The 25,157-nt window shown below is 61.1% G+C and carries 22 protein-coding genes; 11 read left to right on the top strand and 11 right to left on the bottom strand.

The annotated features are described in order from the left end of the window. Positions 1-80 precede the first annotated feature (80 nt). Positions 81-1,712, top strand: a complete 1,632-nt coding sequence (locus tag ACO1VH_RS00600; RefSeq protein ID WP_486241595.1) for a methyl-accepting chemotaxis protein — start codon at positions 81-83, stop codon at positions 1,710-1,712. A 108-nt stretch (positions 1,713-1,820) separates the two neighbouring features. Here ACO1VH_RS00600 and ACO1VH_RS00605 read toward each other — a convergent pair whose 3' ends face one another. Further along, positions 1,821-2,729 (bottom strand): LysR family transcriptional regulator, encoded by a 909-nt coding sequence (locus ACO1VH_RS00605; protein WP_486242797.1) that lies wholly within the window; start codon positions 2,727-2,729, stop codon positions 1,821-1,823. Between the two features lie 201 nt (positions 2,730-2,930). Between ACO1VH_RS00605 and ACO1VH_RS00610 the strand changes: the two genes are divergently transcribed. Continuing rightward, positions 2,931-3,947 carry a zinc-binding alcohol dehydrogenase family protein gene (locus tag ACO1VH_RS00610; RefSeq protein WP_486241597.1) on the top strand — a complete coding sequence of 339 codons (1,017 nt, stop codon included), beginning with the start codon at positions 2,931-2,933 and terminating at the stop codon, positions 3,945-3,947. A 112-nt stretch (positions 3,948-4,059) separates the two neighbouring features. Here the strand turns inward: ACO1VH_RS00610 and ACO1VH_RS00615 are convergent, their stop codons facing one another. Next, complete coding sequence (locus tag ACO1VH_RS00615) at positions 4,060-4,752, bottom strand: DUF4197 domain-containing protein (protein ID WP_486241599.1); 693 nt, start codon at positions 4,750-4,752, stop codon at positions 4,060-4,062. A 48-nt stretch (positions 4,753-4,800) separates the two neighbouring features. After that, entirely contained in the window at positions 4,801-5,667 is an 867-nt protein-coding gene (locus tag ACO1VH_RS00620) for a DNA ligase (protein ID WP_486241601.1), read from the bottom strand. A 163-nt stretch (positions 5,668-5,830) separates the two neighbouring features. Here ACO1VH_RS00620 and ku point away from each other — a divergent pair, with 163 nt between their 5' ends. The 6 genes from ku (at position 5,831) to ACO1VH_RS00650 (ending at position 12,666) form a co-directional block, all read left to right on the top strand. Continuing rightward, a complete protein-coding gene (gene ku / locus ACO1VH_RS00625; RefSeq protein WP_486241603.1) occupies positions 5,831-6,820 on the top strand; it encodes a non-homologous end joining protein Ku in 990 nt (329 codons plus the stop codon). Positions 6,821-6,823: 3 nt separating this feature from the next. After that, positions 6,824-9,538 carry a DNA ligase D gene (gene ligD / locus ACO1VH_RS00630; protein ID WP_486241605.1) on the top strand — a complete coding sequence of 905 codons (2,715 nt, stop codon included), beginning with the start codon at positions 6,824-6,826 and terminating at the stop codon, positions 9,536-9,538. A 9-nt stretch (positions 9,539-9,547) separates the two neighbouring features. Then, positions 9,548-10,354 (top strand): DNA-formamidopyrimidine glycosylase family protein, encoded by an 807-nt coding sequence (locus ACO1VH_RS00635; protein WP_486241607.1) that lies wholly within the window; start codon positions 9,548-9,550, stop codon positions 10,352-10,354. Positions 10,355-10,398: 44 nt separating this feature from the next. Beyond that, entirely contained in the window at positions 10,399-11,490 is a 1,092-nt protein-coding gene (locus tag ACO1VH_RS00640; protein ID WP_486241609.1) for a glycosyltransferase, read from the top strand. Beyond that, positions 11,487-12,224, top strand: a complete 738-nt coding sequence (locus ACO1VH_RS00645) for a polysaccharide deacetylase family protein (RefSeq protein ID WP_486241611.1) — start codon at positions 11,487-11,489, stop codon at positions 12,222-12,224. The genes ACO1VH_RS00640 and ACO1VH_RS00645 overlap by 4 nt, the downstream gene beginning before the upstream one ends. Positions 12,225-12,375: 151 nt before the next feature. After that, positions 12,376-12,666: a PsiF family protein gene (locus ACO1VH_RS00650; RefSeq protein WP_486241613.1), complete on the top strand. Its 291-nt coding sequence runs from the start codon at positions 12,376-12,378 to the stop codon at positions 12,664-12,666. A gap of 112 nt (positions 12,667-12,778) precedes the next feature. Here ACO1VH_RS00650 and ACO1VH_RS00655 read toward each other — a convergent pair whose 3' ends face one another. The 5 genes from ACO1VH_RS00655 to ACO1VH_RS00675 all read right to left on the bottom strand — a co-directional run bounded on the left by ACO1VH_RS00655 (position 12,779) and on the right by ACO1VH_RS00675 (position 19,821). Beyond that, complete coding sequence (locus ACO1VH_RS00655) at positions 12,779-14,227, bottom strand: efflux transporter outer membrane subunit (protein ID WP_486241615.1); 1,449 nt, start codon at positions 14,225-14,227, stop codon at positions 12,779-12,781. Positions 14,228-14,229: 2 nt separating this feature from the next. Continuing rightward, entirely contained in the window at positions 14,230-17,442 is a 3,213-nt protein-coding gene (locus ACO1VH_RS00660; protein ID WP_486241617.1) for an efflux RND transporter permease subunit, read from the bottom strand. A 44-nt stretch (positions 17,443-17,486) separates the two neighbouring features. Next, positions 17,487-18,710 (bottom strand): efflux RND transporter periplasmic adaptor subunit, encoded by a 1,224-nt coding sequence (locus tag ACO1VH_RS00665; protein ID WP_486241619.1) that lies wholly within the window; start codon positions 18,708-18,710, stop codon positions 17,487-17,489. Positions 18,711-18,817: 107 nt separating this feature from the next. Beyond that, positions 18,818-19,633, bottom strand: coding sequence for an alpha/beta hydrolase (locus tag ACO1VH_RS00670; RefSeq protein ID WP_486241620.1), 816 nt, complete (start codon positions 19,631-19,633; stop codon positions 18,818-18,820). 2 nt (positions 19,634-19,635) lie between these two features. Further along, entirely contained in the window at positions 19,636-19,821 is a 186-nt protein-coding gene (locus tag ACO1VH_RS00675; protein ID WP_486241622.1) for a hypothetical protein, read from the bottom strand. A 357-nt stretch (positions 19,822-20,178) separates the two neighbouring features. On the opposite strand from ACO1VH_RS00675, the gene ACO1VH_RS00680 reads away from it, so the two are divergent. After that, positions 20,179-20,721, top strand: coding sequence for a TetR/AcrR family transcriptional regulator (locus ACO1VH_RS00680; RefSeq protein ID WP_486241624.1), 543 nt, complete (start codon positions 20,179-20,181; stop codon positions 20,719-20,721). 159 nt (positions 20,722-20,880) lie between these two features. Here ACO1VH_RS00680 and ACO1VH_RS00685 read toward each other — a convergent pair whose 3' ends face one another. Beyond that, positions 20,881-21,516 (bottom strand): glutathione S-transferase N-terminal domain-containing protein, encoded by a 636-nt coding sequence (locus ACO1VH_RS00685; protein WP_486241626.1) that lies wholly within the window; start codon positions 21,514-21,516, stop codon positions 20,881-20,883. 172 nt (positions 21,517-21,688) lie between these two features. On the opposite strand from ACO1VH_RS00685, the gene ACO1VH_RS00690 reads away from it, so the two are divergent. Continuing rightward, positions 21,689-22,603, top strand: coding sequence for a LysR substrate-binding domain-containing protein (locus ACO1VH_RS00690; RefSeq protein ID WP_486241628.1), 915 nt, complete (start codon positions 21,689-21,691; stop codon positions 22,601-22,603). A 32-nt stretch (positions 22,604-22,635) separates the two neighbouring features. On the opposite strand, the gene ACO1VH_RS00695 is transcribed toward ACO1VH_RS00690, so the two are convergent. After that, entirely contained in the window at positions 22,636-23,241 is a 606-nt protein-coding gene (locus tag ACO1VH_RS00695) for a DUF924 family protein (protein ID WP_486241630.1), read from the bottom strand. Between the two features lie 24 nt (positions 23,242-23,265). Beyond that, positions 23,266-23,457 carry a YjfB family protein gene (locus ACO1VH_RS00700; RefSeq protein ID WP_486241632.1) on the bottom strand — a complete coding sequence of 64 codons (192 nt, stop codon included), beginning with the start codon at positions 23,455-23,457 and terminating at the stop codon, positions 23,266-23,268. A gap of 206 nt (positions 23,458-23,663) precedes the next feature. Here ACO1VH_RS00700 and cls point away from each other — a divergent pair, with 206 nt between their 5' ends. Beyond that, the gene (gene cls, locus ACO1VH_RS00705) at positions 23,664-25,082 is read left to right on the top strand and encodes a cardiolipin synthase (RefSeq protein WP_486241634.1); all 1,419 of its coding nucleotides are present in this window, start codon (positions 23,664-23,666) and stop codon (positions 25,080-25,082) included. The last annotated feature ends 75 nt before the right edge of the window (positions 25,083-25,157 follow it).

Raw genomic sequence — 25,157 nt, forward strand, 5'->3', positions numbered from 1 at the left:
CCAATGCGATTCCCGATGCGCCTCCCGCAGTAGATGGCTTGATCTTCGAACAGAACAATTCAACCATTGGGAAAACAGTCATGTCCACGCCACACCCTCGCCGCGCGATGAGCATCGCGAAAAAACTCGGGCTGCTCATCGGCAGCGCCCTTCTCGGCATCGTCGTCATCACGGCACTCTTCCTCGTCTCGGAACGCAAGCTCATCCTGGAAGAACGGCAAAGCAATGTCCGGCAGACCGTCGAAACCGCCTACGGCATTCTCACCTACTATCACGATCTGGCAGGCAAAGGCGCGCTGACGGAACAGCAGGCGCAGCAGCAGGCCATGCAAGCCATCAAAGGGCTGCGTTACAGCGGCACCGAATATTTCTGGATCAACGACATGCATCCGACGATGGTGATGCATCCGATCAGCCCCGCGCTGGAAGGCAAGGATCTGACGGAGAACAAGGACCCGACCGGCAAGCACCTGTTCGTCGAATTCGTGAAAGTGGTCAAGGCCGATGGCGCGGGATTCGTGCCCTATCTGTGGGCCAAGCCCGGCAGCACCAAGCCGGTGCCCAAGATCTCGTATGTGAAGGGATTCGCGCCGTGGGGCTGGATCATCGGCTCTGGCATCTATCTCGATACGGTGCAGGCCACTATCCTCGAACGCCTGCTCTACTTTTCCATCAGCGCACTGATACTGGCCGCCATCCTGTTCGCGATCGGCATGGTGATTGCGCGCGGCCTGCTGCGGCAGCTTGGCGGCGAACCCGATTACGCCGCCAGCGTTGCCAGCAGCATTGCGGCCGGCGACCTGACGGTCGACGTTCAGCTCCGCAAGGGGGACAGCGGCAGCCTGCTGTTCGCCATGCGCGGCATGCGCGACAGCCTGGCCAGGATCGTCAGCGAAGTGCGCAGCGGCACCGATACGATCGCCACGGCATCCAGCCAGATCGCCTCCGGCAATCTCGATCTGTCGTCGCGCACGGAAGAACAGGCCAGCTCGCTGGAAGAAACCGCTTCCTCGATGGAAGAACTGACCTCGACGGTGAAGCAGAACGTCGACAATGCCAAACAGGCAAATCAACTGGCCGCGACCGCATCCGAAGTAGCGGCGAAAGGCGGCACGGTCATGGCGGAAGTGGTCGAGACCATGCGCTCGATCAACGATTCGTCGAAGAAGATCGTCGACATCATCGGCGTCATCGACGGCATCGCCTTCCAGACCAACATCCTGGCGCTGAATGCCGCGGTGGAAGCCGCACGCGCCGGCGAACAGGGCCGCGGCTTCGCCGTGGTGGCAGCCGAAGTGCGCAACCTGGCGCAACGCTCGGCAGCGGCGGCAAAGGAAATCAAGGCCTTGATCGGCGATTCGGTCGGCAAGGTCGATGCCGGCACCGCACTGGTCGATCAGGCCGGCAATACGGTGCGCGACGTAGTCGACAGCATCGGACGTGTCACGCTGATGATGGGCGACATCACTACCGCGAGCCAGGAACAGAGCGCCGGCATCGAGGAAGTCAATCAGGCCATCGGCCAGATGGATCAGGTCACCCAGCAGAATGCGGCGCTGGTGGAAGAAGCCGCCGCAGCGGCAGCTTCGCTGCAGGAGCAGGCAAACAAGCTGGCGCAGATCGTCAGCATCTTCCGGCTCGATGCGTCGGCGGGCAGTTCCACCGCCAGATTGGGATTGGCGGCGCCCTCTGCGCATTCAGAAAACGCTTGATAACGGGCATGAAACCTGAGGACCTGACCGCCTGACGGCAAAGGAAACATGTCCCGGAAAATCGACGGCAAGGCATAACGACCGGCGGCACGCGAATCTTTCCTTCGCTTATGTCGCCGGTTCTGCCGACTCTTTCAACCTCTCCTGCAGAAAGGCACGCAAGGCCGTCACTGATGGTGACAGCATCAGCCGATGCGCGCAGACCAGATTCAGCGGCGCGGCTTCCCCTTCAAGTTCCGGCAGCAACGCCACCAGTTTTCCCGACTGCAGCTCCGAGCGGATGTCCAGCGCGGACTTGTAGGCCAGCCCTTTTCCCGCCAGCGCCCAGCGCCGCACAAGGTCGGCATCATCGCAGATGCGGTCGCCCTGCACCGCCACCGTCTCGATACGACCGTTGCGGTGGAACACCCAGCGATCGTGGACGGTATCGCCCAGCACGAAACGCAGGCAATTGTGATGCTGCAGGTCGGCGATCGATTGCGGCGTGCCATGCCGTTGCAGGTAGGCCGGTGCCGCGCACAGCACGCGTCGATTGTCCGGTACCAGCGGCAGCGCCACCATCGTCGAATCCTCCGGCTCGCCATAGCGGATCGCGATATCCACCGGCTGCCGGTACAAGTCGGCCAGCCGATCGCTGATGCGGATGCGGAAACGGATCATCGGATGCTGCACTTGAAAAGCATCCAGTAACGGCAACAGCACATTACGCCCCAGATCGGACGGCATCGACAGATTCAGTTCGCCGCCGATTTCCTGCGCGTCGCGCGCCACGCTGGTCGCTCCCTCTTCCACCGCCTGCAGAATCTGCCGTGCATACGCCAGATAACGCTCGCCCTCGGCGGTCAGCCGCAGGCTGCGCGTGGAGCGCACGAACAGCCTTACCTGCAGTACGCTTTCCAGACGTTTTAGTGCGGCGCTGGCCGCCGCCGGCGCCATGTCCAGTTCCCGCGCCGCTGCCGACAGACCGCCATGATCGGTGGCATGGACGAACAGTTGCAGGTCTTCGATGCGCGGGATTTTCATTTTATTTTTGAAAGTGTTATTCGATTGACGTGATTTTTCATCAAACGAATATAGCGGAAACTGCGCATCGTGGGTGGACATGAACGTTCGCCGCAAAACTGCAGCCAAACATCGGTCCGGCCCGAAGTACCCATGAACGCGAACCGAAATACAGAAACCCGAAACACCAACCCGAACAAGAACAAGGAGTACCTTATGAAAGCCGTCGCCTACCAAAAACCCCTGCCGATCACCGAGCCGCAAGCGTTGCAGGATGTCACCCTGCCCGATCCGACGCCAAGCGGCCGTGACCTGCTGGTCGAAATCAAGGCGATCTCGGTCAATCCGGTCGATTGCAAGGTGCGCTCCGGCGTCAATCCGCCGGATGGCGAATGGAAAGTGCTCGGCTGGGACGCGGCCGGCATCGTGCGTGCCGTCGGCAGCGATGCCACGCTGTTCAAACCAGGCGACCGCGTCTACTACGCCGGCTCGATCGCGCGTGCTGGCACCAACAGCGAACTGCATCTGATCGACGAGCGCATCGTCGGCAACATGCCGGCCTCGCTGGAATTCGCCAAGGCAGCCGCCCTGCCGCTGACTGCCATCACGGCATGGGAACTACTGTTCGAGCGGCTCGGCGTGGCCCGCAATTCCGGTGCCGGTACCGACGATGCGATCCTGATCATCGGTGCGGCCGGCGGCGTCGGCTCCATCCTCGTGCAACTGGCGCGCCAGCTGACCGGCCTGACCGTTATCGGCACCGCATCGCGCGAGGAAACGCGCGAATGGGTGATGAGCCTGGGCGCGCATCACGTGATCGACCACACGAAGCCGCTGTCGCAGGAACTGAAACGCATCGGCATCCCGCAGGTGCGCTACGTCGCCAGCCTGAACCAGACCGATGCCCATTTCGACGAGATCATCGAATCGCTGGCCCCGCAGGGAAAACTCGGCCTGATCGACGACCCGAAATCACTGGACGCCAACAAGCTCAAGCGCAAGAGCCTATCGCTGCATTGGGAATTCATGTTCACCCGTTCGCTGTTCGGCACGGACGATATCCAGAAACAGCATGAACTGCTGGACGAAGTCGCACGGCTGATCGACAACGGCACGCTGAAGACGACCTTCGGCGAACACTTCGGCCGGATCGACGCGGCCAATCTGCGCCGTGCACACGCGCTGATCGAAAGCAATAAGGCGAAAGGCAAGATCGTGCTGGAAGGGTTCTGATTTACGAAAGCTGAACACAGCACAATCGTCAACGCAGTCAGCAACGCTCCAAAAAACAAAACGGCGGCCTCGAAAGCCGCCGTTTGCATTCGGTGGATGCGCGTTTATGCCGTCATTTCACCGCACCGAACACCTTGCCCAGAATCGCGCTGCCGGTGCCGACCGGATCGGCGCGGATCGCCTTCTCCTCTTCGCCGATGATCGTGTACAGACCATCCAGCGCGCGCTGTGTCACGTAACTTTCGACCGTCGAATCTTCCTTCGTCAGGCCCGATGCGCTGGCCTTGCTCATCAGCGCGTTGTACTGCGCGGACAGGCCGTTGCCGTCGGTGATCTTCTTGACGATAGGCAGGAATTTCGTGGTCAGCTGCGACGACGTCTTCTGGCGGAAGAAATCGGTGACCGAAGTATCGCCGCCGGTCAGGATGTTCTTTGCGTCGGTGACGGACATGTTCTTCACCGCATCCAGCAGCAGCGGCTTGGCTTCGGCAACAGCCGATTCGGCGGCATGGTTCATCGACGTTTCCAGCGCATCGACCTTCTTGCTCTGGCCGAGCATTTTCAGGATGGGCTTGGCCTGCTCCAGCGGTCCCGGCAGGCTGATGCGTACCTTGTCGTTGTTCAGAAACCCGTTTTGCGTACCCAGCTTGGAAACGGCAATCGACGCGCCCTTCTCCAGCGCCGTCTTGACGCCAGCCGTCGCATCCTTGTTGCTGAGATCGGCAAGCGACACGGCCACGGCCAGCGAACTGGCGCAGACCAGTGCGGCGACAGCCAGGGTTTTCGGGAAGATGGAAATCGACATGCTCTCTCCTTGAGTGAAAATCAATGAACGGACGAAGGATGCGTCATCCTAGCGCAACGCCGGATCGATGTCCTCACGGACGCGCAGGAAAGTCGCAAAACGCGGAATTCCGCTGTCGTTGAACCCGCGATAGCGATACGTGACCCAGCTGCCGACCACCGGCGGCGTCTCGCGCTCGGCATCGGTGAAGCCGCTGCCCAGACGAAAGCGTATGCCGTCCGACGTTTCCACCAGCAGTGCGCCCAGCCGCCCCGCATGCTTTCCCTTGCCCGGCAGATGCGCAACCACCTTCGCTTCAGCGTCGTCATGCAGTTTGAGTTTCAGCAGATCGTCGTTGCGCTCGGCGCGGTACAGCGATGCGCCGCGATGCAGCATCAAGCCTTCGCCGCCTGCCTGCACGATCGCCTGCAGCCGCTGCTGCAGTTCTGCGTGACTCTTTACCTTCTCTTGCGGCACAGCCAGCACCCATGGTTTGTCGATCGATGCAACCGTGCGCCGCAACGCTGACAAGCGCTGATCGAAAATGCCGCCATGCGACGGCAGATCGAACACCATGAAGCGCATCTTGCGCCACGCCGCATCGTCCGGCTGCTGCGTACGGGCCGTCGATACCGCTTCGGCGAAACGTCCACGCCCGGCCCACAGTTCTCCGTCCAGCGGCACGCCCGGCCAGCCGGCAACGAACCACGCTGGCGCATGAATGACCTCGCCGCCGCGCGTCAACAGCCGTTCGCCATCCCAGTAGGCGCGCAAGCCGTCGTATTTCTCGCTGACCCAATAGGCGGACAGATCGATGCCGGCGCGATAGCTGTTGGCCAGCATGACCGGCGCGCGCGACGTCTCGGCCTGTAGCTGCGCCGCCGGCAACATGCAGCAAAGCAACAATGCGGCGGCGGCAATCCTGCGAAATCCCATGCTGTCTTCTCCCGTTTGTCTTTTCTTGTTTGTGCTTTCGTGCAACACGCGGTGTCTACCACCATGGTTCGTGGACAGTTCCGACAGCGTTTCACGCGCTTTTCCTACAGACACTCTGCCATGCACATCGCATCATGAACATCCCGCATTCATGGACACGATCATGGCGAAATCCATGCCGACAACCAGCCGGCGCGTGCTGTGGAAAGGCGCGATCTCGTTCGGCCTGGTGCATATCCCGATCGCGCTGTACACCGCGACCTCCGAACACGGCCTCAACTTCGACTGGCTGGACAAGCGCACGCTGGATCCGGTCGGCTACAAGCGCATCAACAAGAAGACCGGCAAGGAAATCACGAAGGAAAACATCGTCAAGGGCATCGAGGTCGAAGACGGCAGCTACGTCGTGCTGACGCCAGAGGAGATCGAAGCCGCGTATCCGAAGACGACGCAGACCATCGAGATCGAATCCTTCGTCACGGCGGACAGCATTCCCTTCCTGTACCTGGAACGGCCGTACTACATCGCGCCGATCAACAAGGGCGAAAAAGTCTATGCGCTGCTGCGCGAAATCCTCAAGCGCAGCGGCAAGGTCGGCATCGCCAAGGTCGTAATCCAGACGCGCCAGCATCTGGCCGTGTTGATCCCGGTCGGCCCGGCGCTGGTGCTGAACCTGCTGCGCTGGGGCGACGAGATCCGCACCTGGGAACAGCTTGACCTGCCGAAGGAAGGTACGAAGGCAGCAGGCCTGACAGACAGGGAAATCAAGATGGGCGAACAGCTGGTCGACGACATGAGCGGCGAATGGGACCCCGACGCCTTCACCGATTCGTTCAAGGAGCAGATCCTGCAACTGGTCGAGCGCAAGATCGCCGCCGGCGAAACCGAAACGGTGGCGCATATCGAGCCGCAGGAAGCCGGCACCGGCGCAACGATCTACGACCTCACCGAGATGCTGCAGCGCAGCCTGAAGAACAAGGGCAAGGCGTCAGCAGACGACGAAACCGAAGACGAAGAAAAACCGGCGCGGAAGACACCGGCCAAGCGTGCGGCTGCGCGCAAATCCTCTGCTAAAACTTCTTCACGCACGGCAGTGAAATCCGCGTCCAAAGCTGCAACGAAAACCAGCGCCCCCCGGCGCAGATCGGCTTGATCCATGCCACGATCCGCACAATCCACGCGATCCGACACGCTGAAAACCTACAAGGCCAAGCGCAACTTCGGCATCACGTCCGAACCGTCCGAAGGCGGTGTGCCGAATACCGAGGCACTGTCCTTCGTCGTGCAGAAGCACTGGGCGTCGCGCCTGCATTACGACTTCCGGCTGGAACTCGACGGCGCAATGAAAAGTTGGGCCGTACCGAAAGGCCCCAGCTACGACACGCACGACAAGCGCATGGCAGTACACGTCGAGGACCATCCGATCGCCTACAACAAGTTCGAAGGCCAGATTCCCGAAAAGCAGTACGGCGCCGGCAAGGTCATCATCTGGGACAAGGGTGTCTGGACGCCGTTGACCGATCCGCACGAAGGCTATCGCAAGGGCAGTCTGAAATTCGAACTGCGCGGCCACAAGCTGCATGGCCGCTGGGCGCTGGTACGAATGAAAGGCGGCCGCACCGGCAGCGAAAAACAGGAGCCGTGGTTGCTGATCAAGGAAAAGGATGAATACGCGCGCCCCGCCACCGAATTCAGCGTCATCGATGAATTGCCGGACAGCGTCGCGAAACTCGACGATCCTGCCGACGTGGAATCGTCGGCAACGTCGCGGACGGTGAAAACCTCTGCAACGGCCAAACCTGCCGCACGCAAGAAGGCTTCGACCGCATCGCGCAGCGGCAGGAACAGCAACGACGCCCTCGGCGGCGCCATTGCCGCCGACCTGCCGAAGACGCTGGCGCCGCAGTTGGCGACACTGGTAGACAGGCCGCCGCAGGATGGCGACTGGCTGTACGAAATCAAGTTCGACGGCTACCGCATCGTCGCCCGCATCGACGGCAGCGACGTCCGCCTGATCACGCGCAACGGCAACGACTGGACCGACAAGCTGCCGGCACTGGCGGCCGAACTGCGCAAACTGAAACTGAAGCCATGCTGGCTGGACGGCGAAATCGTCGTCGCCGACGAAAACGGTGTACCGAATTTCCAGATGCTGCAGAACGCCTTCGACATGGCAAGGACGAAACAGATCGCCTACTACGTCTTCGACCTGCCCTTCCACGACGGCCTCGATCTGCGCAAGGTTGCGCTGCAGGCCCGGCGCGCGCTGCTGCAGCAGATACTGGCGAAGAAACCGTCCGACGTCCGCTACAGCGACACCTTCGACGTGCCGGCGGCCGAGATCGTCGCCTCGGCCTGCCGGCTCGGGCTGGAAGGCGTGATCGGCAAGCGCCGCGATTCGCATTACGTGTCGCGCCGTTCGTCCGACTGGATCAAGCTGAAATGCGGCCGTCGCCAGGAATTCGTCATCGGCGGCTATACCGATCCGCAAGGCGCGCGCAAGGGTTTCGGCTCATTGCTACTCGGTGTACACGACGACAAGGGCCACCTGCGCTACGCCGGCAACGTCGGCAGCGGCTTCAGCGACAAATCGCTACAGGACCTGAAACGCCAGTTCGATGCGCTGGCAGCGGACAAAAGTCCGTTCACTGGTGGCACCGGCCTGCGGACAAAAGCGCACTGGCTCAAGCCGCAGCTGGTCGCCGAAATCGCGTTCGGCGAATGGACCGATGGCGGCCATGTGCGGCAGGCCGTCTTCCACGGACTGCGCACCGACAAGAGGGCCAACGCCATCGTGCATGAGGAACCGGTGGCCATCGGCAGAGTCGCCAAGGGCGATAAAGGTACTAACACGAATGACACATCGAAAGATGCGTCGAAAAACACATCGAAAAGCAAGCGCGCATCGCAGACCGACGACGCCCTGCACGGCACGCTGCCGACCGGCTTCAAGGTCACGCATCCCGATCGCGTCATCGATCCGACGACCGGCATCAGGAAAATCGACCTGATCCGCTACTACGCGCTGGTCGCACCGCTGATGATGCCGCACCTGAAAGGCCGGCCGACCTCGCTGGTACGCGCGCCGGACGGCATCAAGAACCAGTTGTTCTTCCAGAAGCACATGGACGAACCGATGGACGGCACACGGCTGCTCGATCCGGCGCTCGACCCCGACCATGCATCGCTGATCGAGATCGCCAGCCCGCTCGGACTGATGACCGCCGCGCAATGGAACGTCATCGAATTCCATACGTGGAACGGCGTGAAAACGGCGATCGGCAAGCCGGACCGCATGACCTTCGATCTCGATCCCGGCGAAGGCGTGGCGTGGCCGACAGTGCTGGAAGCGACACTGTTGATGCGCTCCTTCCTCGAACAGCTGGAGCTCGTCTCCTTCGTCAAGACCAGCGGCGGCAAGGGCATGCATGTCATCGTGCCGCTGAAGAAGCGCTATGACTGGGACACCGTCAAGGATTTCTCGAAAGCCATCGTCGAACACATGGCGCAGACGCTGCCGCAGCGCTTCGTCGCCAAGAGCGGGCCAAAGAACCGCGTCGGCAAGATCTTCATCGACTACCTGCGCAACGGCTTCGGCGCGACCACCGTCGCCGCGTGGTCGGTGCGCGCGCGGCCGGGCCTCGGCGTATCGGTGCCGGTCGGCTGGGACGAAGTCGAGAAGCTGCACGGCAGCGCGCAATGGCACGTGGCGAACATCCACACGCGGCTCGACCGGGGCAACGCGCCGTGGGAAGGCTACGATGCCGCCGCGCAGAACATCACGGCGGCGATGAAGATGCTGGGGTTCGTGCCCCAAGCCGCAATAAAAACCGCGACAAAAACCGCGCCGAAGAAAAGAAATAACCGATAGAAATAACCGATGCCCGAAGGCCCGTCGCTTTTCCTGCTGAAGGAAGAAACCGCCGCATTCGCCGGCCGCACCATCGCGCAGGCGGAAGGACTGGCGAAGATCGACATGGAACGGCTCACCGGCCAGCGCGTGCTGGCGCTGCGCACCTGGGGCAAGCATTTCCTGATCCAGCTGCCGGCGCTGACGGTACGCATCCACCTGCTGATGTTCGGCAGCTACTGCATCGATTCGCGTAAGGACAGGAATCCGAGCCTGTCGCTGCGCTTCGACAACGGCGAACTCAATTTCTATACGAGCTCGGTGCGCGTCATCGAAGGCGATCTCGACACGCAGTACGACTGGAGCGCCGACGTGCTGTCCGACCTGTGGAATCCGGCCGCCGCGCGGCGCAAGCTGCGTGCCATGCCGGACATGCCGGTCTGCGACGCGCTGCTCGACCAGCAGATCTTTTCCGGCGTCGGCAACATCATCAAGAACGAAGTGCTGTTCCGCATCCGGCTGCACCCGCTGTCGACCGTCGGTGCGCTGCCGGACCGCAAGCTGCGCGAACTGGTCGAACAGGCACGTGTATACAGTTTCGATTTCCTGTGCTGGAAGCGCGCCTTCGAACTGAAGAAGCACTGGCTTGCGCATACGAAGCACACCTGCCCGCGCTGCCACATCCCTTTTCACAAGGGCAAACTGGGCAAGACGAACCGCCGCAGCTTCTGGTGCGAACGCTGCCAGAAACGCTATGGACAGACGTCGCTCGATCTCGAAGGAATGCCGAGGTCACAGCCCTCACGACAACAGCCGCGACGGGCGAAGACGCTATAATCCTGCACCGTCTGTCATCCTCCGAACCGTCGCCCTTCTCCCGCATGAAAGTCATCTTCGTCCTGCACAGCCACAAGGCCGGTGGCGCCGAGCGTCATCTGCTGCAATTGATGCAAGGGCTGGCGAGCAAAGGCGTCGAATGCATTTACGCCGGCCCGCTGCAGGGATGGCTGGGCGAACAGCTGCAAAAGAACGGTTTCCGCTGTGAACAGGTTGCGCTGACCGGTTTCTTCGACCTCGGCTCGCTGTTCAAGCTCGTTCGCCTGATCCGGCGCGAAAAAGCCGACCTCGTGCATGGCCATCTGACGCGCGGCGCCTACTACGCCGGCTGGGCTGCCAAATTCGCCGGCGTGCCGAACGTCGCCACCGCGCACTCGACCAACGCCGGCAAATGGTTCGGCCGCGCCACGCGCATCATCGCCGTCTCCGACGCCGTCGCGCGCTTCCTCGTTTCCTGCGGCTATCCGCAACAGAAAATCCGTACCGTCCATCACGGCGTGCCCGACTACGCCGCCCTGCCGCGCACGCCGCGCGCAACGATGCGCACGGAACTGGGCCTCGACGATGCGCCGGCGCTGGTGATGGTCGCCCGCTTCATGCATGCGAAGGGACAGGACCTCGCCTTGCGCGCCCTCGCCCAACTCGCCGGTCGTCGCTGGACGCTGGTGCTGACCGGCTCACTGGAAACGGCATTTGCCAAGGAAGTGCAGGCACTGGCCGCAGAACTCGGCATCATCGATCGCATCCGCTTCACCGGCCATCGCGACGACGTCAACAACATCTATGGCTGCGCCGACATGCTGCTGGCGCCGTCGCGCCGCGAAGCGCTGTCGCTGACGCTGCTGGAAGCCGCCGCCTTCGGCCTGCCGATCGTCGCTTTCGACGTCGGCGGCATCGGCGAAGCGGTGGCCGACGGCGAAACGGGCCTGCTGGCGCCGCCGGAAGATCCGGCCGCGCTGGCGCAGGCGATCGCGACTTTGCTGGATAATGCAGACTTGCGCGCACGCATGGGCCAGGCGGGGCGACGCCGCTACGAACAACTGTTCGCGCTGGACAGCATGACGCGCGGCACGCTGGCGATCTATGAAGAAGCCGTCAAGGCTGAAACCGCCGAAGCCGGCAGGAGAACGAATTGAACCGCATCCAGATCCTGATGTATCACCAGGTCGGCGATTTTCCCGCGATGGACACGCATCGCGCGACCTATTGCGACCACCGCCGCTTCGCCGTACAGATGGGCTATCTGAAACTGTTCGGCTACAACGTGCTGAGCATGAACGACGTGCTGCAATGCGTGCGCGGCGACAAGCCGATCCCGCCGCGCGCCGTCGCCATCACCTTCGACGACGCCTACGAGAATTTCTATGAATATGCGCTGCCTGTCCTGCAGCGCCATGGTTTTCCCGCTACTGTCTATGCGATCGCCGGCATGCTCGGCGGCTCGGCCGACTGGTTGATCACCGACGGTCACGATGCACCGCCGCTGATGACGGCTGCACGGTTGCGCGAATTGTTGTCGCACGGCATTGAAATCGGTTCGCATTCGTTCAATCACATCCGATTGGGCGAACATCCGCCCGAACTCGTGTTCAACGAGGCACTGAAATCCAAATCGGTGCTGGAAGATGCGCTCGGTCGCCCGGTCGATCATTTCTGCTACCCCTATGGCAGCCACAATCTGCAGACCGTCGAAGCGGTCGCGGAAGCAGGCTACAAGACGGCCGTCACCTGCGAACGCGCACCGGCTACCATCAACGACGATCCGCTGACGCTGCCGCGCAAGGCGGTTGCCTGGGGCGATTCGCTGGTCGGCGTCTGGTGGAAGATGCACATGAAGAACACGCCGAAGCGCCCGCTGATCCGGCGTTGAATTTGCTGCCGAATTCACTTCCGGCTTAACCGTTTCTTTACGCCCCCTTGCCTGCCTCGTTATACGATTGGCAACGCACGGCATTCATGGTGTAATGCCTTGCACGTTTCAGCGCTGTCCCATCGTCCCACCATCGATAAGGAGCCTCGCCATGAAGAAACTGTTGGGTGCCATAGTATTGCTGATGCCGATCGCCTTCCATCCGGCCCTCGCCGAAACGGCACAGCAGAACAAGATGAAGTCCTGCAACGTCAAGGCCGGCAGCAAGAAAGGCGACGAACGCAAGGCGTTCATGAAGGAATGCCTGAGCAAGGACAGCGAGCAAGGCAGCGCCGCGCAACAGGCGCAGCGCGAGAAGATGAAAACCTGCAATGCCGAAGCCGGCGACAAGAAAGGCGACGAGCGCAAGGCATTCATGAAAACCTGCCTCTCCAAGAACTGACCACCGCCCGCTCCGATTGAAAAAGCCCGCATGAAGCGGGCTTTTTTACGGACTTCCTTATTGCGCATTGATTGTGCATATTGATCATGCATTGCAAGGCGCAATCAAACGGCTATTGCTTCGCCATCGGCGGCACTTCCCCACCCTGCTGCTGCGGCGTATCCCAGCCGCCACCCAATGCCCGAATCAGGCCGACCGATGCAACCGCACGCTGCCCCTGGCTGCGCACCAGAGCACGCTCCGAAGCAAGTCGCGAACGCTGTGCATCGATGACTTCGAAATAGCTGGCCGAGCCGTAGTGGTAGCGCGAATCCGCCAGCTTGTTGGCCAGCTTGGCCGAATCGATCGCCTGCTCCTGGAACACCATCTGGCGATCCAGCGTACGCAAGGCGCTCAAATTGTCCTCGACGTCACGGAAGCCAACCAGCACCTGCTGACGGTAATTCGCGACGGCTGCTTCATAACCTGCATCGGCACGCGCCAGGTTCGAGCGGTTGCGGCCGCCGTCGAAAATCGGCAGGTTCAGGATGGTGCCGGTCAGCGGGCCAAGTATCCAGCTGCGACTGGACCACTTGAACAGGTCGCGCAATTCATCCGACGCATAACCGCCGGCGCCGGTCAGCACCAGCGACGGAAAGAACGCCGCCTTGGCCGCGCCGATACGTGAACTGGCAGCCGCCATCCGGCGTTGGGCCTGCGCGATGTCCGGACGGCGCTCCAGCAGATCGGACGGCAAGCCGGCCGGCACCGTCACCAGCGGCGCTTTCAGCAACGCCACCGGCAGCGTGAATTGCGCCGGTGCCTGTCCCAGCAATACGGCCAACGCATGATCGCGCTGCGCACGTTCGCGGCGCACGCCTTCCAGTTCGGCACTGGTGGTCGCCCATTCGGTGCGCGCCTGCGCAACGTCCAGTTCGCTGGTATCGCCTGCTTCGAAACGATGCTTGGCGAGATCCAGCGCTTCCTGACGCAGTTCAACGGTTTTCTGCAGCACGTCGGTTTCCGAATCGAGCGCACGGATCGTGAAGTAATGCTGCGCGACGTCGGCCTGCAAGGCCAGCAGCACGGAACGGTAAGCCGCTTCCTGCGCCTGCGCATCGAGCGCAGCGGCACGGCTGGCATCCGACAGGCGACCGAACAGATCGACTTCATACGAGAAGCCCAACTGCGCGCGGTATTCGGTGGATGCACCCTGCGCATCGCCGATGCGCGTCGGGCCGAAGCCGGCACCGAGCTGGAAGCCGCGGTCGGCATCGACGACACCGGCAATCGCACGTGCTTCCTTCACGTTCGCCAATGCGATCGCCAGGTTCGGATTCGATTGCGTGGCTGCGGCGACCAGCTTGTTCAGATCGTCGTCGCCGTACACCTTCCACCACTGGCCGCGATCTTCACCGTCGGCCGGCTTGGCGACTTTCCACGCGCCATCCAGCTGCTCAGCCTTCTCCCTGTAGGTAGCCGGCGCATCGACCTTGACCTGCTCCGGCGGACGCGCCGTCGAGCAGCCCGCGAGCACCAGCGCGGCGGTCAACGCGGTGAGGGTCAGTTTGAATGTTCTCATTGTCATACCTCGTAATTGTGCGGAACGTCGTTGGCAATCGCCGGATGGTGCGGATAGGCTTCCTCCTCCGGATCGCGTTTCGGCGTCAGCTTGTTTTCCAGCGTACGCAGCAACACGTAGAAGATCGGCGTCAGGAACAGGCCGAAGGCAGTCACGCCGATCATGCCGGAGAACACCGCCACGCCCATTGCATGGCGCATCTCCGCGCCAGCACCGCTCGACAGGATCAACGGGACGACACCGGCGATGAAGGCGATCGACGTCATCAGGATCGGACGCAGACGCAGGCGCGCCGCCTCGATCGCCGCTTCATAGATGCCGCGGCCGTGATCTTCCAGTTCGCGTGCGAACTCCACGATCAGGATCGCGTTCTTGCACGCCAGCCCCACCAGCACGATCAGGCTAATCTGCGTGAAGATGTTGTTGTCGCCGCCGGTCAGGAACACGCCGAATATCGCGGACAGCAAGCCCATCGGCACGATCAGCAGCACCGCCAGCGGCAAGGTCAGGCTTTCGTACTGCGCAGCGAGCACCAGGAACACCAGCAGCATCGACAGCGGCAGGATGATGAACAGCGTGTCGCCGGCGATCTTGTCCTGATAGGTGATCTCGGTCCATTCGAAGCCGATGCCGCGCGGCAGCGTTTCGGCAGCAATGCGTTCGATCGCATCCTGTGCCTGGCCCGTGCTGTAGCCCGGTGCCGGGCCGCCGTTCACGTCGGCCGACGGGAAGGCGTTGTAGCGGATCGCCTGATCGGGACCGTGGCTCTGCGTCAGCTTCAGCACCGACGACAACGGCACCATTTCGCCGGCAGCGTTGCGCGTCTTCAGCAGACCGATATCTTCAGCGTGGGCACGGAACGGTGCATCGGCCTGCACACGTACCTGGAAGGTACGGCCGAATTTCGTGAAGTCGTTCACGTACAACGAACCCAGATAGATCTGCAAGGTATCGAACACGGAAGGCACCGACACGCCCAGTTGCTGCGCACGCGTACGATCCAGATCGGCATACAGCTGCGGCACGTTGATCTGAAAGCTGGAGAACATGCCCTGCAGTTCCGGCGCGGCATTCGCCTTTGCCATGAACGCCTTCAGCGCATCATTCAGCGCTTCGTTACCGAGCGCCGCGCGATCCTGGATCTGCAGCTTGAAGCCGCCGATCGTACCCAGACCCTGCACCGGCGGCGGCGGGAACATCGCGATGAACGCATCCTTGATGCCGGCATATTTCTGGTTCAATTGCATCGCGATCGCGTTGCCGCTCAGTTCCTTGCTCTTGCGCTCGTCGAACGGCTTCAGCGTGACGAACACGATGCCGGAGTTCGGGCTGTTGACGAAGCCGTTGATCGACAGGCCCGGGAAAGCCACCGCCGATTCGACGCCCGGCGTCTTCATCGCGATGTCGGACATTTCACGAATCACGTCTTCGGTACGATCCAACGACGAGGCATCCGGCAATTGCGCGAAGCCGACCAGATACTGTTTGTCCTGTCCCGGTACGAAACCGGCTGGCACATGATGGAACAGGAAACCGGTTAGGCCGATCAGCATCGCATACACGATCAGCGATGCCGACTTGCGCTTCAGAATCTGCGTGACGCCGCCGCCGTAGTTCTCGGAACCGCGATGGAACGCCTTGTTGAAGCGCACGAAAAACCAGCCGAATGCCTTGTCGATCGCCAGCTGGAATTTATCCTTGGGCGCGCCATGATTCTTCAGCAGCAAGGCGGACAGCGCCGGCGACAGCGTCAGCGAGTTGAATGCCGAGATCACGGTCGAGATCGCAATCGTCAACGCAAACTGCTTGAAGAACTGACCAGTCAGGCCGGAGACGAAAGCCAGCGGCACGAACACGGCGCACAGCGTCAGCGCAATCGCAATGATCGGGCCGGACACTTCGCGCATCGCCTTGTAGGTCGCCTCGCGCGCCGTCAGGCCCGCTTCGATATTCCGTTCGACGTTTTCCACCACCACGATCGCATCGTCGACCACGATGCCGATCGCCAGCACCAGCCCGAACAGGCTCAGTGCATTGATCGAGAAGCCCAGCCCCAGCATCACCGCGAACGTGCCGATCACCGACACCGGCACCGCCAGCAACGGAATGATCGAGGCGCGCCACGTCTGCAGGAACACGATCACGACGATCACGACCAGCAGGATCGCTTCCAGCAGCGTATGCACGACCGCTTCGATCGAGGCGCGCACGAATTGCGTCGGATCGTAGACGATGCTGTAGTCCACGCCTTCCGGCATGTCTTTCTTCAGCTCTTCCATCGTCTTGCGCACGTTGTTCGAGATTTCCAGCGCATTGGAACCCGGCGACTGGAAGATCGGAATCGCTACCGCCTGCTTGTTGTTCAGCAGCGAGCGCAATGCGTACTCGCTGGCGCCCAGTTCGATGCGGGCCACGTCCTTCAGCCTGGTGACGACGCCGTCCGGCGATGCCTTGATGACGATGTCGCCGAATTCCTCTTGGGTCTGCAAACGGCCGCGCGCATTGACGGAGATCTGATAGTCGACGCCCGGCACCGTCGGCGATGCACCGATCACGCCGGCGGCGACGTTGACGTTCTGTTCGCGGATCGCCTGCACCACGTCGTCGGCCGACAGGCCACGCTCGGCCACCTTGCGCGGATCGAGCCAGATGCGCATCGAATAATCGCCGGAACCGAACAGTTGCACCGCGCCGATGCCCGGCAAACGTGCCAGCCTGTCCTTGACGTTCAGCACCGCGTAGTTGCGCAGGTAGGCCATGTCGTAGCGATCGTTCGGCGACAGCAGGTGGACTACCATCGTCAGGTCCGGCGAGCTTTTCGTCGTCGTCACGCCGAGGCGCTGCACGACGTCCGGCAGGCGCGGCAATGCCTGGTTGACGCGGTTCTGCACCAGCTGCTGCGCCAGATCGGGCGGCGTGCCGAGCTGGAAGGTAACGGTCAGCGTCATCAGGCCGTCGGACGTCGCCTGCGATTGCATGTACAGCATGCCTTCGACGCCGTTGATCTGTTCCTCGATCGGCGTGGCGACCGTTTCCGCGATCGTCTGCGGATTGGCGCCAGGGAAGTTGGCCTTGACGACGACCGACGGCGGCACGACTTCCGGATACTCGGAAATCGGCAGGTTGAACATGGCAATCAGTCCTCCCAGCAGAATGATCGCCGACAGCACGCCCGCAAAGATCGGGCGGTCGATAAAGAATCTGGATATGTTCATGTGGTTTTCTTTTTCTTCAGTATGAGGAGCGCAGCGTTACCGGATCAGTTGGCCGCGATGACGTCGGCGCCCTTGCCTTCCGTCCTGAACAACTGCGCCACGCGTGCGTCCATCGCCACCGTTTCCGGCGTCACCGTTTCGTTCGGACGGATGCGTTGCAGACCGTTGACGACGATGCGTTCATCCTTCTTCAGGCCGGTGCGCACGACACGCAGTCCTTCGACGATCGGGCCCAGCGTGACCGGGCGGTACGTCGCCTTGTTGTCCGCGCCGACGACCATCACGTATTTCTTGTCCTGATCGGTGCCGACCGCGCGGTCGTCGATCAGCAGCGCATTCTTTGCGTTGGCGTCGCCGGTGCGAACACGGGCGAACATGCCCGGCGTCAGCGCGCCGTTGGCGTTGTCGAACACAGCGCGCACGCGGATCGTGCCGGAGCCGTTGTCGATGCGGTTGTCGAATGCCTGGACATGTCCCTGACGCGGATAGCCTTCCTCGCTGGTCAGCCCCATCGCCACCGGAATGCGGTTGACGCCACTGTTGCCGACCGCGCCAGTCGCTGCATAGCGGATATAGGTCGGTTCATCGACTTCGAAGCTGACGTACATCGGCGATACCGACACCACCGTCGTCAGTACCGGCGCGGTCGGTCCGGTCGTCACCAGGTTGCCCACAGTGATCTCGGCACGCGATACGCGGCCGGCCACCGGCGCGGTGATCTCGGTGTATTGCAGATTCAGGCGTGCGGTCTGCACGGCGGCATCGGTTGCCTTCAGGTCGGCTTCGGCTTCGCGATAGGCGTTATTGCGCGTATCCAGTTCACGTTGCGCGACAGCGCGTTCTTCCAGCAGCTTGCGCGTGCGCTCCAGTTCCGTTTTCGCCAATGTCAGGCGTGCCTGCGCACCGGCACGCGCAGCGTCTGCGCGCGCCAGTTCGGCCCGGTACGGACGCGGATCGATGGTGAACAGCGGATCGCCCTTCTTCACCAGCTGACCATCCTGAAAATGCACGGCGTCGATCGTGCCGGAAATGCGCGGACGCACTTCGACGCGCTCGATCGCTTCGACACGTCCGGAGAAATCGTCCCATTCTGTGACCGAACGTTCGAGCACTGCTGCCACCGTGACCGGCGTGGCGGCCGGCGCGGCCTGTTGCGATTTTTCCGCATGGCCGGAAAGCGAGACGGTCGCAGCACCGGCGATGACGAGCACGCCGATGGCGACAGCGATAAGGCTGCGGGAGAAGCGAGGTTTGGTGGTGATCTTCATTGTTGTTCCCTGTGAGCGTGAATATTGACTAGATGAATCGATGAATAAATAGGCGAATGAGTCGGTTACATGAGTCGGTTACGTAAGGCCATAGCGATAGGCGAAGCTCAATCCGAAGCGTCGATGAATCGCACGACGGCGGAAACGATGGCCGGAAAATCCGGATGCGTCGTCTGCACCAGCCGGTGTGCGGAACCTTCCAGTCGACGGGTCTGTACGGGAACGCCGGCAGCGATCAGTTGCGCGGCGTATTGTTCCGCCTCATCGCGCAAGGCACCGCTTTCCGTGCTGACGATCAATGCCGGCGGCAGATCGGCAAGACGGCGCGATTGCGAAGGCGCGGCGTACGGATGCAGCGCATCGCCGACGGCCGGCAGATAGGCAGCCCAACCTTCGCGGCAGATGAATTCGCCGGATGCATGCATGGATGACGACGTCTGATGCGGATCCAGCATCGGCGTGATCAGGATCTGTCCTTTCAACCAGATGCCGCGACCGTTCGGCATGACGCGATCGCGCGCCATCATCGCCGCGGCCGCAGCCAGATTGCCGCCCGCCTGATCGCCGGCGACGAACACGCGCTTGCCATCGGCGCCGTATGCGCCTGCATGTTCGTGCGCCCATAGCAGCGCCGCGAACGCCGTTTCAGCCGTATCGGGAAACTGCACGGTCGGCGCCAGCGGATAATCGACCGTGACGACGACTGCACCATCGGCCAGCGCGTCGGCGATGCCATCCGCGTCGTCCGCGCGACCGCAATCGAAATAGCCGCCATGGAAATAGACGATCAGCGGCACGCCAGGCTTGCCGGCGTGGCGGCCAGAATGTTGGCCGCCACGTTGACCAAATACGCGCAGGGCGATTTCCCTCTCTGCGTATCGGAACGACGCCAATGCCGGAGCCTGCCGTACGGCCAGTTCCATGATTACCGGCGCTCCACGGCAGTCGACTGGCCGAGGTTGCCGACCGCCATCGTGGCATTGGCCCAGACGGCGCCGCCCTTCAACGCGCTGTCGTAGACCAAGTCGGACACTGCCGCATTGTGCATCGCAGCAGAAATTGCCAGCGTACCGGCGGCAACTGCCGTAAACTGATAAAGACGTGCTTTCATGATGATGCCCTCTTGCAAATGTTTCGATGGACGGAAGTATAGGAATCCATTCATCGAAGATAAATATTGGTTTTTATGAAGTACTGTCTTTTAAAATTTGACAGTCCACCGTTTCCAACCTTGACAAAGGCGGTGTATCGCCTTTTAATACAGACATCCGTGAGCGAAACGGATGATAACTTCATAATTACTAGTGATCGCTACAGAATACAGTTGCTACTGTAGCCAGCGTCTTTTGCGCTGTCAAGAGATTTAATATCGATCGCTATGGAAATAGAGACAAAAACTGAAGACAAGCCGCGCAAAAAGGCCGGCCGCCCCCTTTCCTTCGACCGCGATGCGGCGCTGGAACGGGCAATGCTTGTCTTTTGGCGTTACGGTTATGAGGCAGCCTCGCTGCAGGAATTGACGTCCGCGATGGGCATCACGCCGCCCAGCCTGTACGCGGCATTCGGCGACAAGGAAAAGCTGTTTCTTGAAGCCGTCGAACGTTATTCATCCAAGAATTGCGATGCATTGCAGTGCCTCTTCGCGGCAGCGCCGACGGCACGCGATGCGATCGAACGTCTGCTGCAAAGCAATGCAGTCGAACTCACCTGCCCCAGTCATCCGCCCGGCTGCCTGGTCGTCACCGCTGCCACCAATTGTTCCGCCTCGTCGGCCCATGTGCAGAGTGCGATGGTCGAACGCCGCGACAATGTGGAAAGCATGATTCGTACACGCATTGAGCAAGGCATACGCGATGGCGAACTGGCGCAGGACACCGATGCTGCCGCCCTTGCCAACTTCTACAACACGGTGATTCAGGGCATGTCCACGCAGGCGCGTGATACGGGCGGCAATCGCGACAAGCTGCTGGCGATTGCATACACCGCGATGCGAGCCTGGCCTGCAAAATAGACAGATCAAGCAAGTGTCGCAACCAAGTGACACGACTAAGCGAAACCGGCAATCAATTCAATCCGGTCTTCGCCAACGAAAAAGCGCCCAACGTGCGCTTTTGTTTTTTGCGGGCGGCAACGCCCGATAGCCTTTTACATCCCACTTATTTCATTTGTCTTACGCCTGCAATGCACGCATCCCGCGCTGCACGGCCGGACGTTCGCCGACGTCATCCAGCCAACGTTGTACCGATTGCTTGTCGCGCATGCTGTCCGCCAGCACATCTTTCAGATAGGTTGTTGCGCTCAGCGTCCAGGCGTAGCACGCGATGTCGGCAATCGTGTAGTGCTCGCCGGCGAGATAGGTATTGCGCATCAGATGGCGATCCATCACGCCGAGCAGGCGATCCGCTTCGTCGGTGAAATGCTTGATCGCCATCGGCAGTTTTTCTTCGGCGCGCAAGGCGAAAAATCCCAGTTGCCCGAACATCGGCCCCGTCCCGCCGATCTGCCAGTGCAGCCACGCGAGTGCGCGATAGCGTTCGGGACCTGTGGCGTCGAGAAAGCGGCCATGCTTTTCCGCCAGATAGGTCAGGATGGCACCGCTTTCGAACAGCGTCAGCGGTCCGCCTTCCGCTTCGTCGTCGACCAGCGCAGGAATCTTGTTGTTCGGCGAGATCGCCAGAAAATCCGCAGCAAACTGTTCGCCCTTGCCGATATTCACTGGCTGCACGTTGTACGGCAACGCCAGTTCTTCCAGCAGGATCAACGGCTTGCGGCCATTCGGCGTGCCCCATGTGTATACGGTCAGCATGCGTCCTCCATCCAAAATTGCCGTCGAACATCGCGCCACGACGGACCGTTATTCCAGACGGAGTCGGCTGACAGGTACAAGGTTCCCTGTTCACTTTCAAGAATGTTCTAGAATCGTGCGCACTATCTTTCCCCGTTACTCACTACTGTCTTTTACGACCGGACAATTCCGCATGGACCGTTTCGATACGATGCTGGCCTTCACCCGCGTGGTGGAACTGAAGAGCTTTACCAAGGCAGCCATGTCGCTGAACCTGCCGAAGGCGACGGTTTCCGCGCAGGTCATCGCGCTGGAAAAACGCCTGCGCGTCAAACTGCTCAACCGCACGACGCGCCACGTCAGCGTGACGCCGGATGGCGCCGGCTATTACGAACGCGCTGTACGCCTGCTGGCAGAACTCGAAGAAACCGAAGCAGCCGTCAGCCATGCGGCGACGTCGCCCAAAGGCCGTCTGCGCGTGGACGTTCCCGGTTCGGTCGGACGCCGCATCATTGCACCGGCGCTGGCGGATTTCTTCGAGCGCTATCCCGAAATCGATCTGGAACTGGGTTGTACCGACCGGCCTGTCGATCTCGTGCATGAAGGCATCGATTGCGTGATCCGCGGCGGCGAAATCAGTGACGAATCGCTGGTGGCACGCCGACTTGGCGATTTCCGCATGCGTACCTATGCCGCGCCTGCCTATCTGAAAAAACATGGCGAGCCGCACAGCCTGGAAGAACTCGAACGCCATCAGTTGATCCTGTTCGCCTCGTCGAAAACCGGCAGGATTCTTCCGATGATCTACGAACAGGATGAGGTACAGACCACTGCGCAAGGAATGCGGCGCGTCTCGGTCAACGATGCCGACGCGCTGGCAGCTGCCACCTGTTCCGGTATCGGCCTGGCGCAACTGCCGGATTACATCGCGCGCGAATATGTGGCGTCAGGCCAGCTGGTTCCGGTGCTGGATGGTTTGCTATCGGAACATGTACCGCTGTGGATTCTCTATCCGCCCAACCGCCACCTGTCGACCAAGGTGCGTGCATTCGCCGAATGGGCGGCGGAATTGTTTGCGAAGACGGAAATCGGCGCACGGCCGCTCTGATGGGCAAACGCTGAGTCGGATTCTCCGTCCGCTCAGAATCCCGAACCCGGTGTTTTCAGGAACGCGATTTCTTCATCGGTCGATGTCCGGCCGAGGATGGCATTGCGATGCGGGAAACGCCCGAAGCGGGCAACGATGTCGCGATGACGGATCGCGAAATTGGTGTAGCCGGTGAAGGCTTCGCGCTGCTCGGTGGGCACTTCATCCTGCAGCGTGTTGAACAATGCGACCGCGCGATCCTGCAGCGGCAGCGATTCCGCATGTTCGAGCGGCAGATAGAAAAACACGCGTTCGATGGGACGCAACAAGGCATCGACGCCGCGCGCCAATCCGTCCAGCGCCCAATGCAAGGCGATCGGATCGAAGGAGAACGATTCCGGCCGGTTGCGATACATATTGCGCGGGAACTGGTCGGTCAGCAGAATCAATGCCAGCAGACCGTGCGGCGTCCTGGACCATTGATCGAAGCGGCCGCCGCTGGCAGCAATCGTGCAGGCTTCGAAACGTGTGCGAATCTCGCGATCTGTATCGTCGTCTTTCGACCACCAGAGCTTGCCCTGACGGCTGCCGACGGCAGCATCGTCGCCCTCATCGCTGCCGAACCAGAACGTTCTTATCGTGTCCGCTGTTTCGATCAATGCCTCTCCTTGCGATCAGCCCGTTCAGGCCTTGGTGTTGATGTTGTTGCCCAGATGCGGCGGCAGGCTCTGCACCTGGGGAATCGCTTCCAGCAATGCCAGTGCGGCAGAGCTTTGCGCATCCAGCGCCTTCTTGAAAACCGCGATCGATACCGCGCTGGCAGTGCGCTCCTGCGCCATGCTGGTGGCAAGAGCCGGGATATTGCCTACATCCATACTACCTCCATTCAAATCGGAATGACCGCTTTCATCTTTTCTTAACGGCGAGGATCGCGCTTTCTTTAGACTACCGCAACCTCTGCACACAAATATGCGCATCGCCTTTATCCGCGTGCCAACTTTTTTACTGTCGCGTTGTCTGATTGATAGCTGCCGGCATCGGCGCTTCATCAATTCCTACAAGAACATGTCAGAGGATCAGGATGACCGGCTTTTTCCATCGTTGCCTCACCTTGCGCATACATCGTACGGCCTTGCTGCCGCTGGCCGCCTTCTGCCTGACATTGTCGGCCTGCGCCTCGCTGCCCGATGTGCGCTATCTGAAAACCTCGCTCGCACCGCAGGACACGCCGACCGTACGCACGGCGCAGGGTGAACTGTCGCCGCAGCGTACCGAATCGCTGCTGGCGCAACGCTTGCGCAGCGCGAAGGTGGATCTGCCGGAAATGGCTGCGCTGGAAGAGGCTGCGACCAACAGCCCGCTCATCGCCGGCAACAAGCTGACGCTGCTGAACGATGGACCGCAGACGATGAAGGCGATGATCGAAGCCATCAAGGATGCGCGGGACCACATCAATCTGGAAACCTATATCTTCGGCCAGGACACGATGGGCGACGAATTCGCGGACCTGCTGATCGAAAAGCAGCAGGCAGGCGTACAGGTGAACATCATCTACGACAGCGTCGGCTCGCTCGGCACGCGGCCTGAATTCTTCCAGCGCCTGCGCGACGCCGGTATCGCCGTGCTCGAATTCCATCCGGTCAATCCGCTGAAGCGTTTCGGTTCCGGCTGGCGATTGAACAATCGCGACCATCGCAAGATTCTCGTCGTCGACGGCAAGGTCGCCTTCACCGGCGGCATCAACATCACCGACGATTACTCCTCCGGTTCGCTGTTCCGTTCGAAATCGAAGAGCCAAAAGCATCTTGGCTGGCGCGATACGCATATCCGCGTGGAAGGCCCGGCGGTCGCCTCCTTCCAGTGGTTGTTCCTGCAAACCTGGGTCAGCCAGCACAAGGAGAAAGACATCGATCTGGCAGCACGCAAATATTTTCCGCCGCTCAAGCCGGCCGGCGACAAGATCGTCCGCGTGATCGCCAGCGAGCCCAACGGCGACTATGAGACGTACAAGGCATATGTGCTGGCGATGCAGCAGGCCAAGACGTCTATCCACATCACCAATTCCTATTTCGTGCCGGATCAGCAACTGCTCGATGCGCTGACCGATGCAGCAAGACGCGGGGTGGACGTGAAAGTCATCTTCCCTGCGGTATCCGATGCCGGTCTCGTCATGCATGCGGGGCGTTCCTTCTATACCGAACTGCTGACGGCAGGCGTACGCATCTTCGAACTGCAGGCTTCGGTGCTGCATGCGAAGACAGCCGTCATCGACGGCTACTGGTCCACGGTCGGCTCCACCAATCTCGACATGCGCAGCTTTCTGCACAACAGCGAAGTCAACCTGATCGCGATCGACCAGGAATTCGGCTCGGTGATGGAAAGCGCCTTCAACGAAGATTTGAAGAACTCGATTGAAGTCACGCCGGAAAAATGGGAAGAGCGCCCCTTGTCCGACCGCCTGAAGGAATGGTTTGCACGCCAGTTCGAATACTGGCTGTAGCGCCGAATTGAACGCTTGATGTTGCACTGACTGCGCGACATTTCTGTCGGCGCTTGTTGCAACATTGTTTGCAAT

It is taken from the genome of Oxalicibacterium sp. (assembly GCF_057353965.1).

What these genes read in the sequence shown, in the direction of transcription:
- ACO1VH_RS00680 (WP_486241624.1), top strand. Translation starts at nt 20,179, where the DNA reads ATGCTTGTCTTTTGGCGTTACGGTTATGAGGCAGCCTCGCTGCAGGAA.
- ACO1VH_RS00635 (WP_486241607.1), top strand. Translation starts at nt 9,548, where the DNA reads ATGCCCGAAGGCCCGTCGCTTTTCCTGCTGAAGGAAGAAACCGCCGCA.
- ACO1VH_RS00700 (WP_486241632.1), bottom strand. Translation starts at nt 23,457, where the DNA reads ATGGATGTAGGCAATATCCCGGCTCTTGCCACCAGCATGGCGCAGGAG.
- ACO1VH_RS00640 (WP_486241609.1), top strand. Translation starts at nt 10,399, where the DNA reads ATGAAAGTCATCTTCGTCCTGCACAGCCACAAGGCCGGTGGCGCCGAG.
- ACO1VH_RS00610 (WP_486241597.1), top strand. Translation starts at nt 2,931, where the DNA reads ATGAAAGCCGTCGCCTACCAAAAACCCCTGCCGATCACCGAGCCGCAA.
- ACO1VH_RS00615 (WP_486241599.1), bottom strand. Translation starts at nt 4,752, where the DNA reads ATGTCGATTTCCATCTTCCCGAAAACCCTGGCTGTCGCCGCACTGGTC.
- ACO1VH_RS00650 (WP_486241613.1), top strand. Translation starts at nt 12,376, where the DNA reads ATGAAGAAACTGTTGGGTGCCATAGTATTGCTGATGCCGATCGCCTTC.
- ligD (WP_486241605.1), top strand. Translation starts at nt 6,824, where the DNA reads ATGCCACGATCCGCACAATCCACGCGATCCGACACGCTGAAAACCTAC.
- ACO1VH_RS00690 (WP_486241628.1), top strand. Translation starts at nt 21,689, where the DNA reads ATGGACCGTTTCGATACGATGCTGGCCTTCACCCGCGTGGTGGAACTG.
- ACO1VH_RS00655 (WP_486241615.1), bottom strand. Translation starts at nt 14,227, where the DNA reads ATGAGAACATTCAAACTGACCCTCACCGCGTTGACCGCCGCGCTGGTG.
- ACO1VH_RS00675 (WP_486241622.1), bottom strand. Translation starts at nt 19,821, where the DNA reads ATGAAAGCACGTCTTTATCAGTTTACGGCAGTTGCCGCCGGTACGCTG.
- ku (WP_486241603.1), top strand. Translation starts at nt 5,831, where the DNA reads ATGGCGAAATCCATGCCGACAACCAGCCGGCGCGTGCTGTGGAAAGGC.
- ACO1VH_RS00670 (WP_486241620.1), bottom strand. Translation starts at nt 19,633, where the DNA reads ATGGAACTGGCCGTACGGCAGGCTCCGGCATTGGCGTCGTTCCGATAC.
- cls (WP_486241634.1), top strand. Translation starts at nt 23,664, where the DNA reads ATGACCGGCTTTTTCCATCGTTGCCTCACCTTGCGCATACATCGTACG.
- ACO1VH_RS00665 (WP_486241619.1), bottom strand. Translation starts at nt 18,710, where the DNA reads ATGAAGATCACCACCAAACCTCGCTTCTCCCGCAGCCTTATCGCTGTC.
- ACO1VH_RS00660 (WP_486241617.1), bottom strand. Translation starts at nt 17,442, where the DNA reads ATGAACATATCCAGATTCTTTATCGACCGCCCGATCTTTGCGGGCGTG.
- ACO1VH_RS00600 (WP_486241595.1), top strand. Translation starts at nt 81, where the DNA reads ATGTCCACGCCACACCCTCGCCGCGCGATGAGCATCGCGAAAAAACTC.
- ACO1VH_RS00620 (WP_486241601.1), bottom strand. Translation starts at nt 5,667, where the DNA reads ATGGGATTTCGCAGGATTGCCGCCGCCGCATTGTTGCTTTGCTGCATG.
- ACO1VH_RS00685 (WP_486241626.1), bottom strand. Translation starts at nt 21,516, where the DNA reads ATGCTGACCGTATACACATGGGGCACGCCGAATGGCCGCAAGCCGTTG.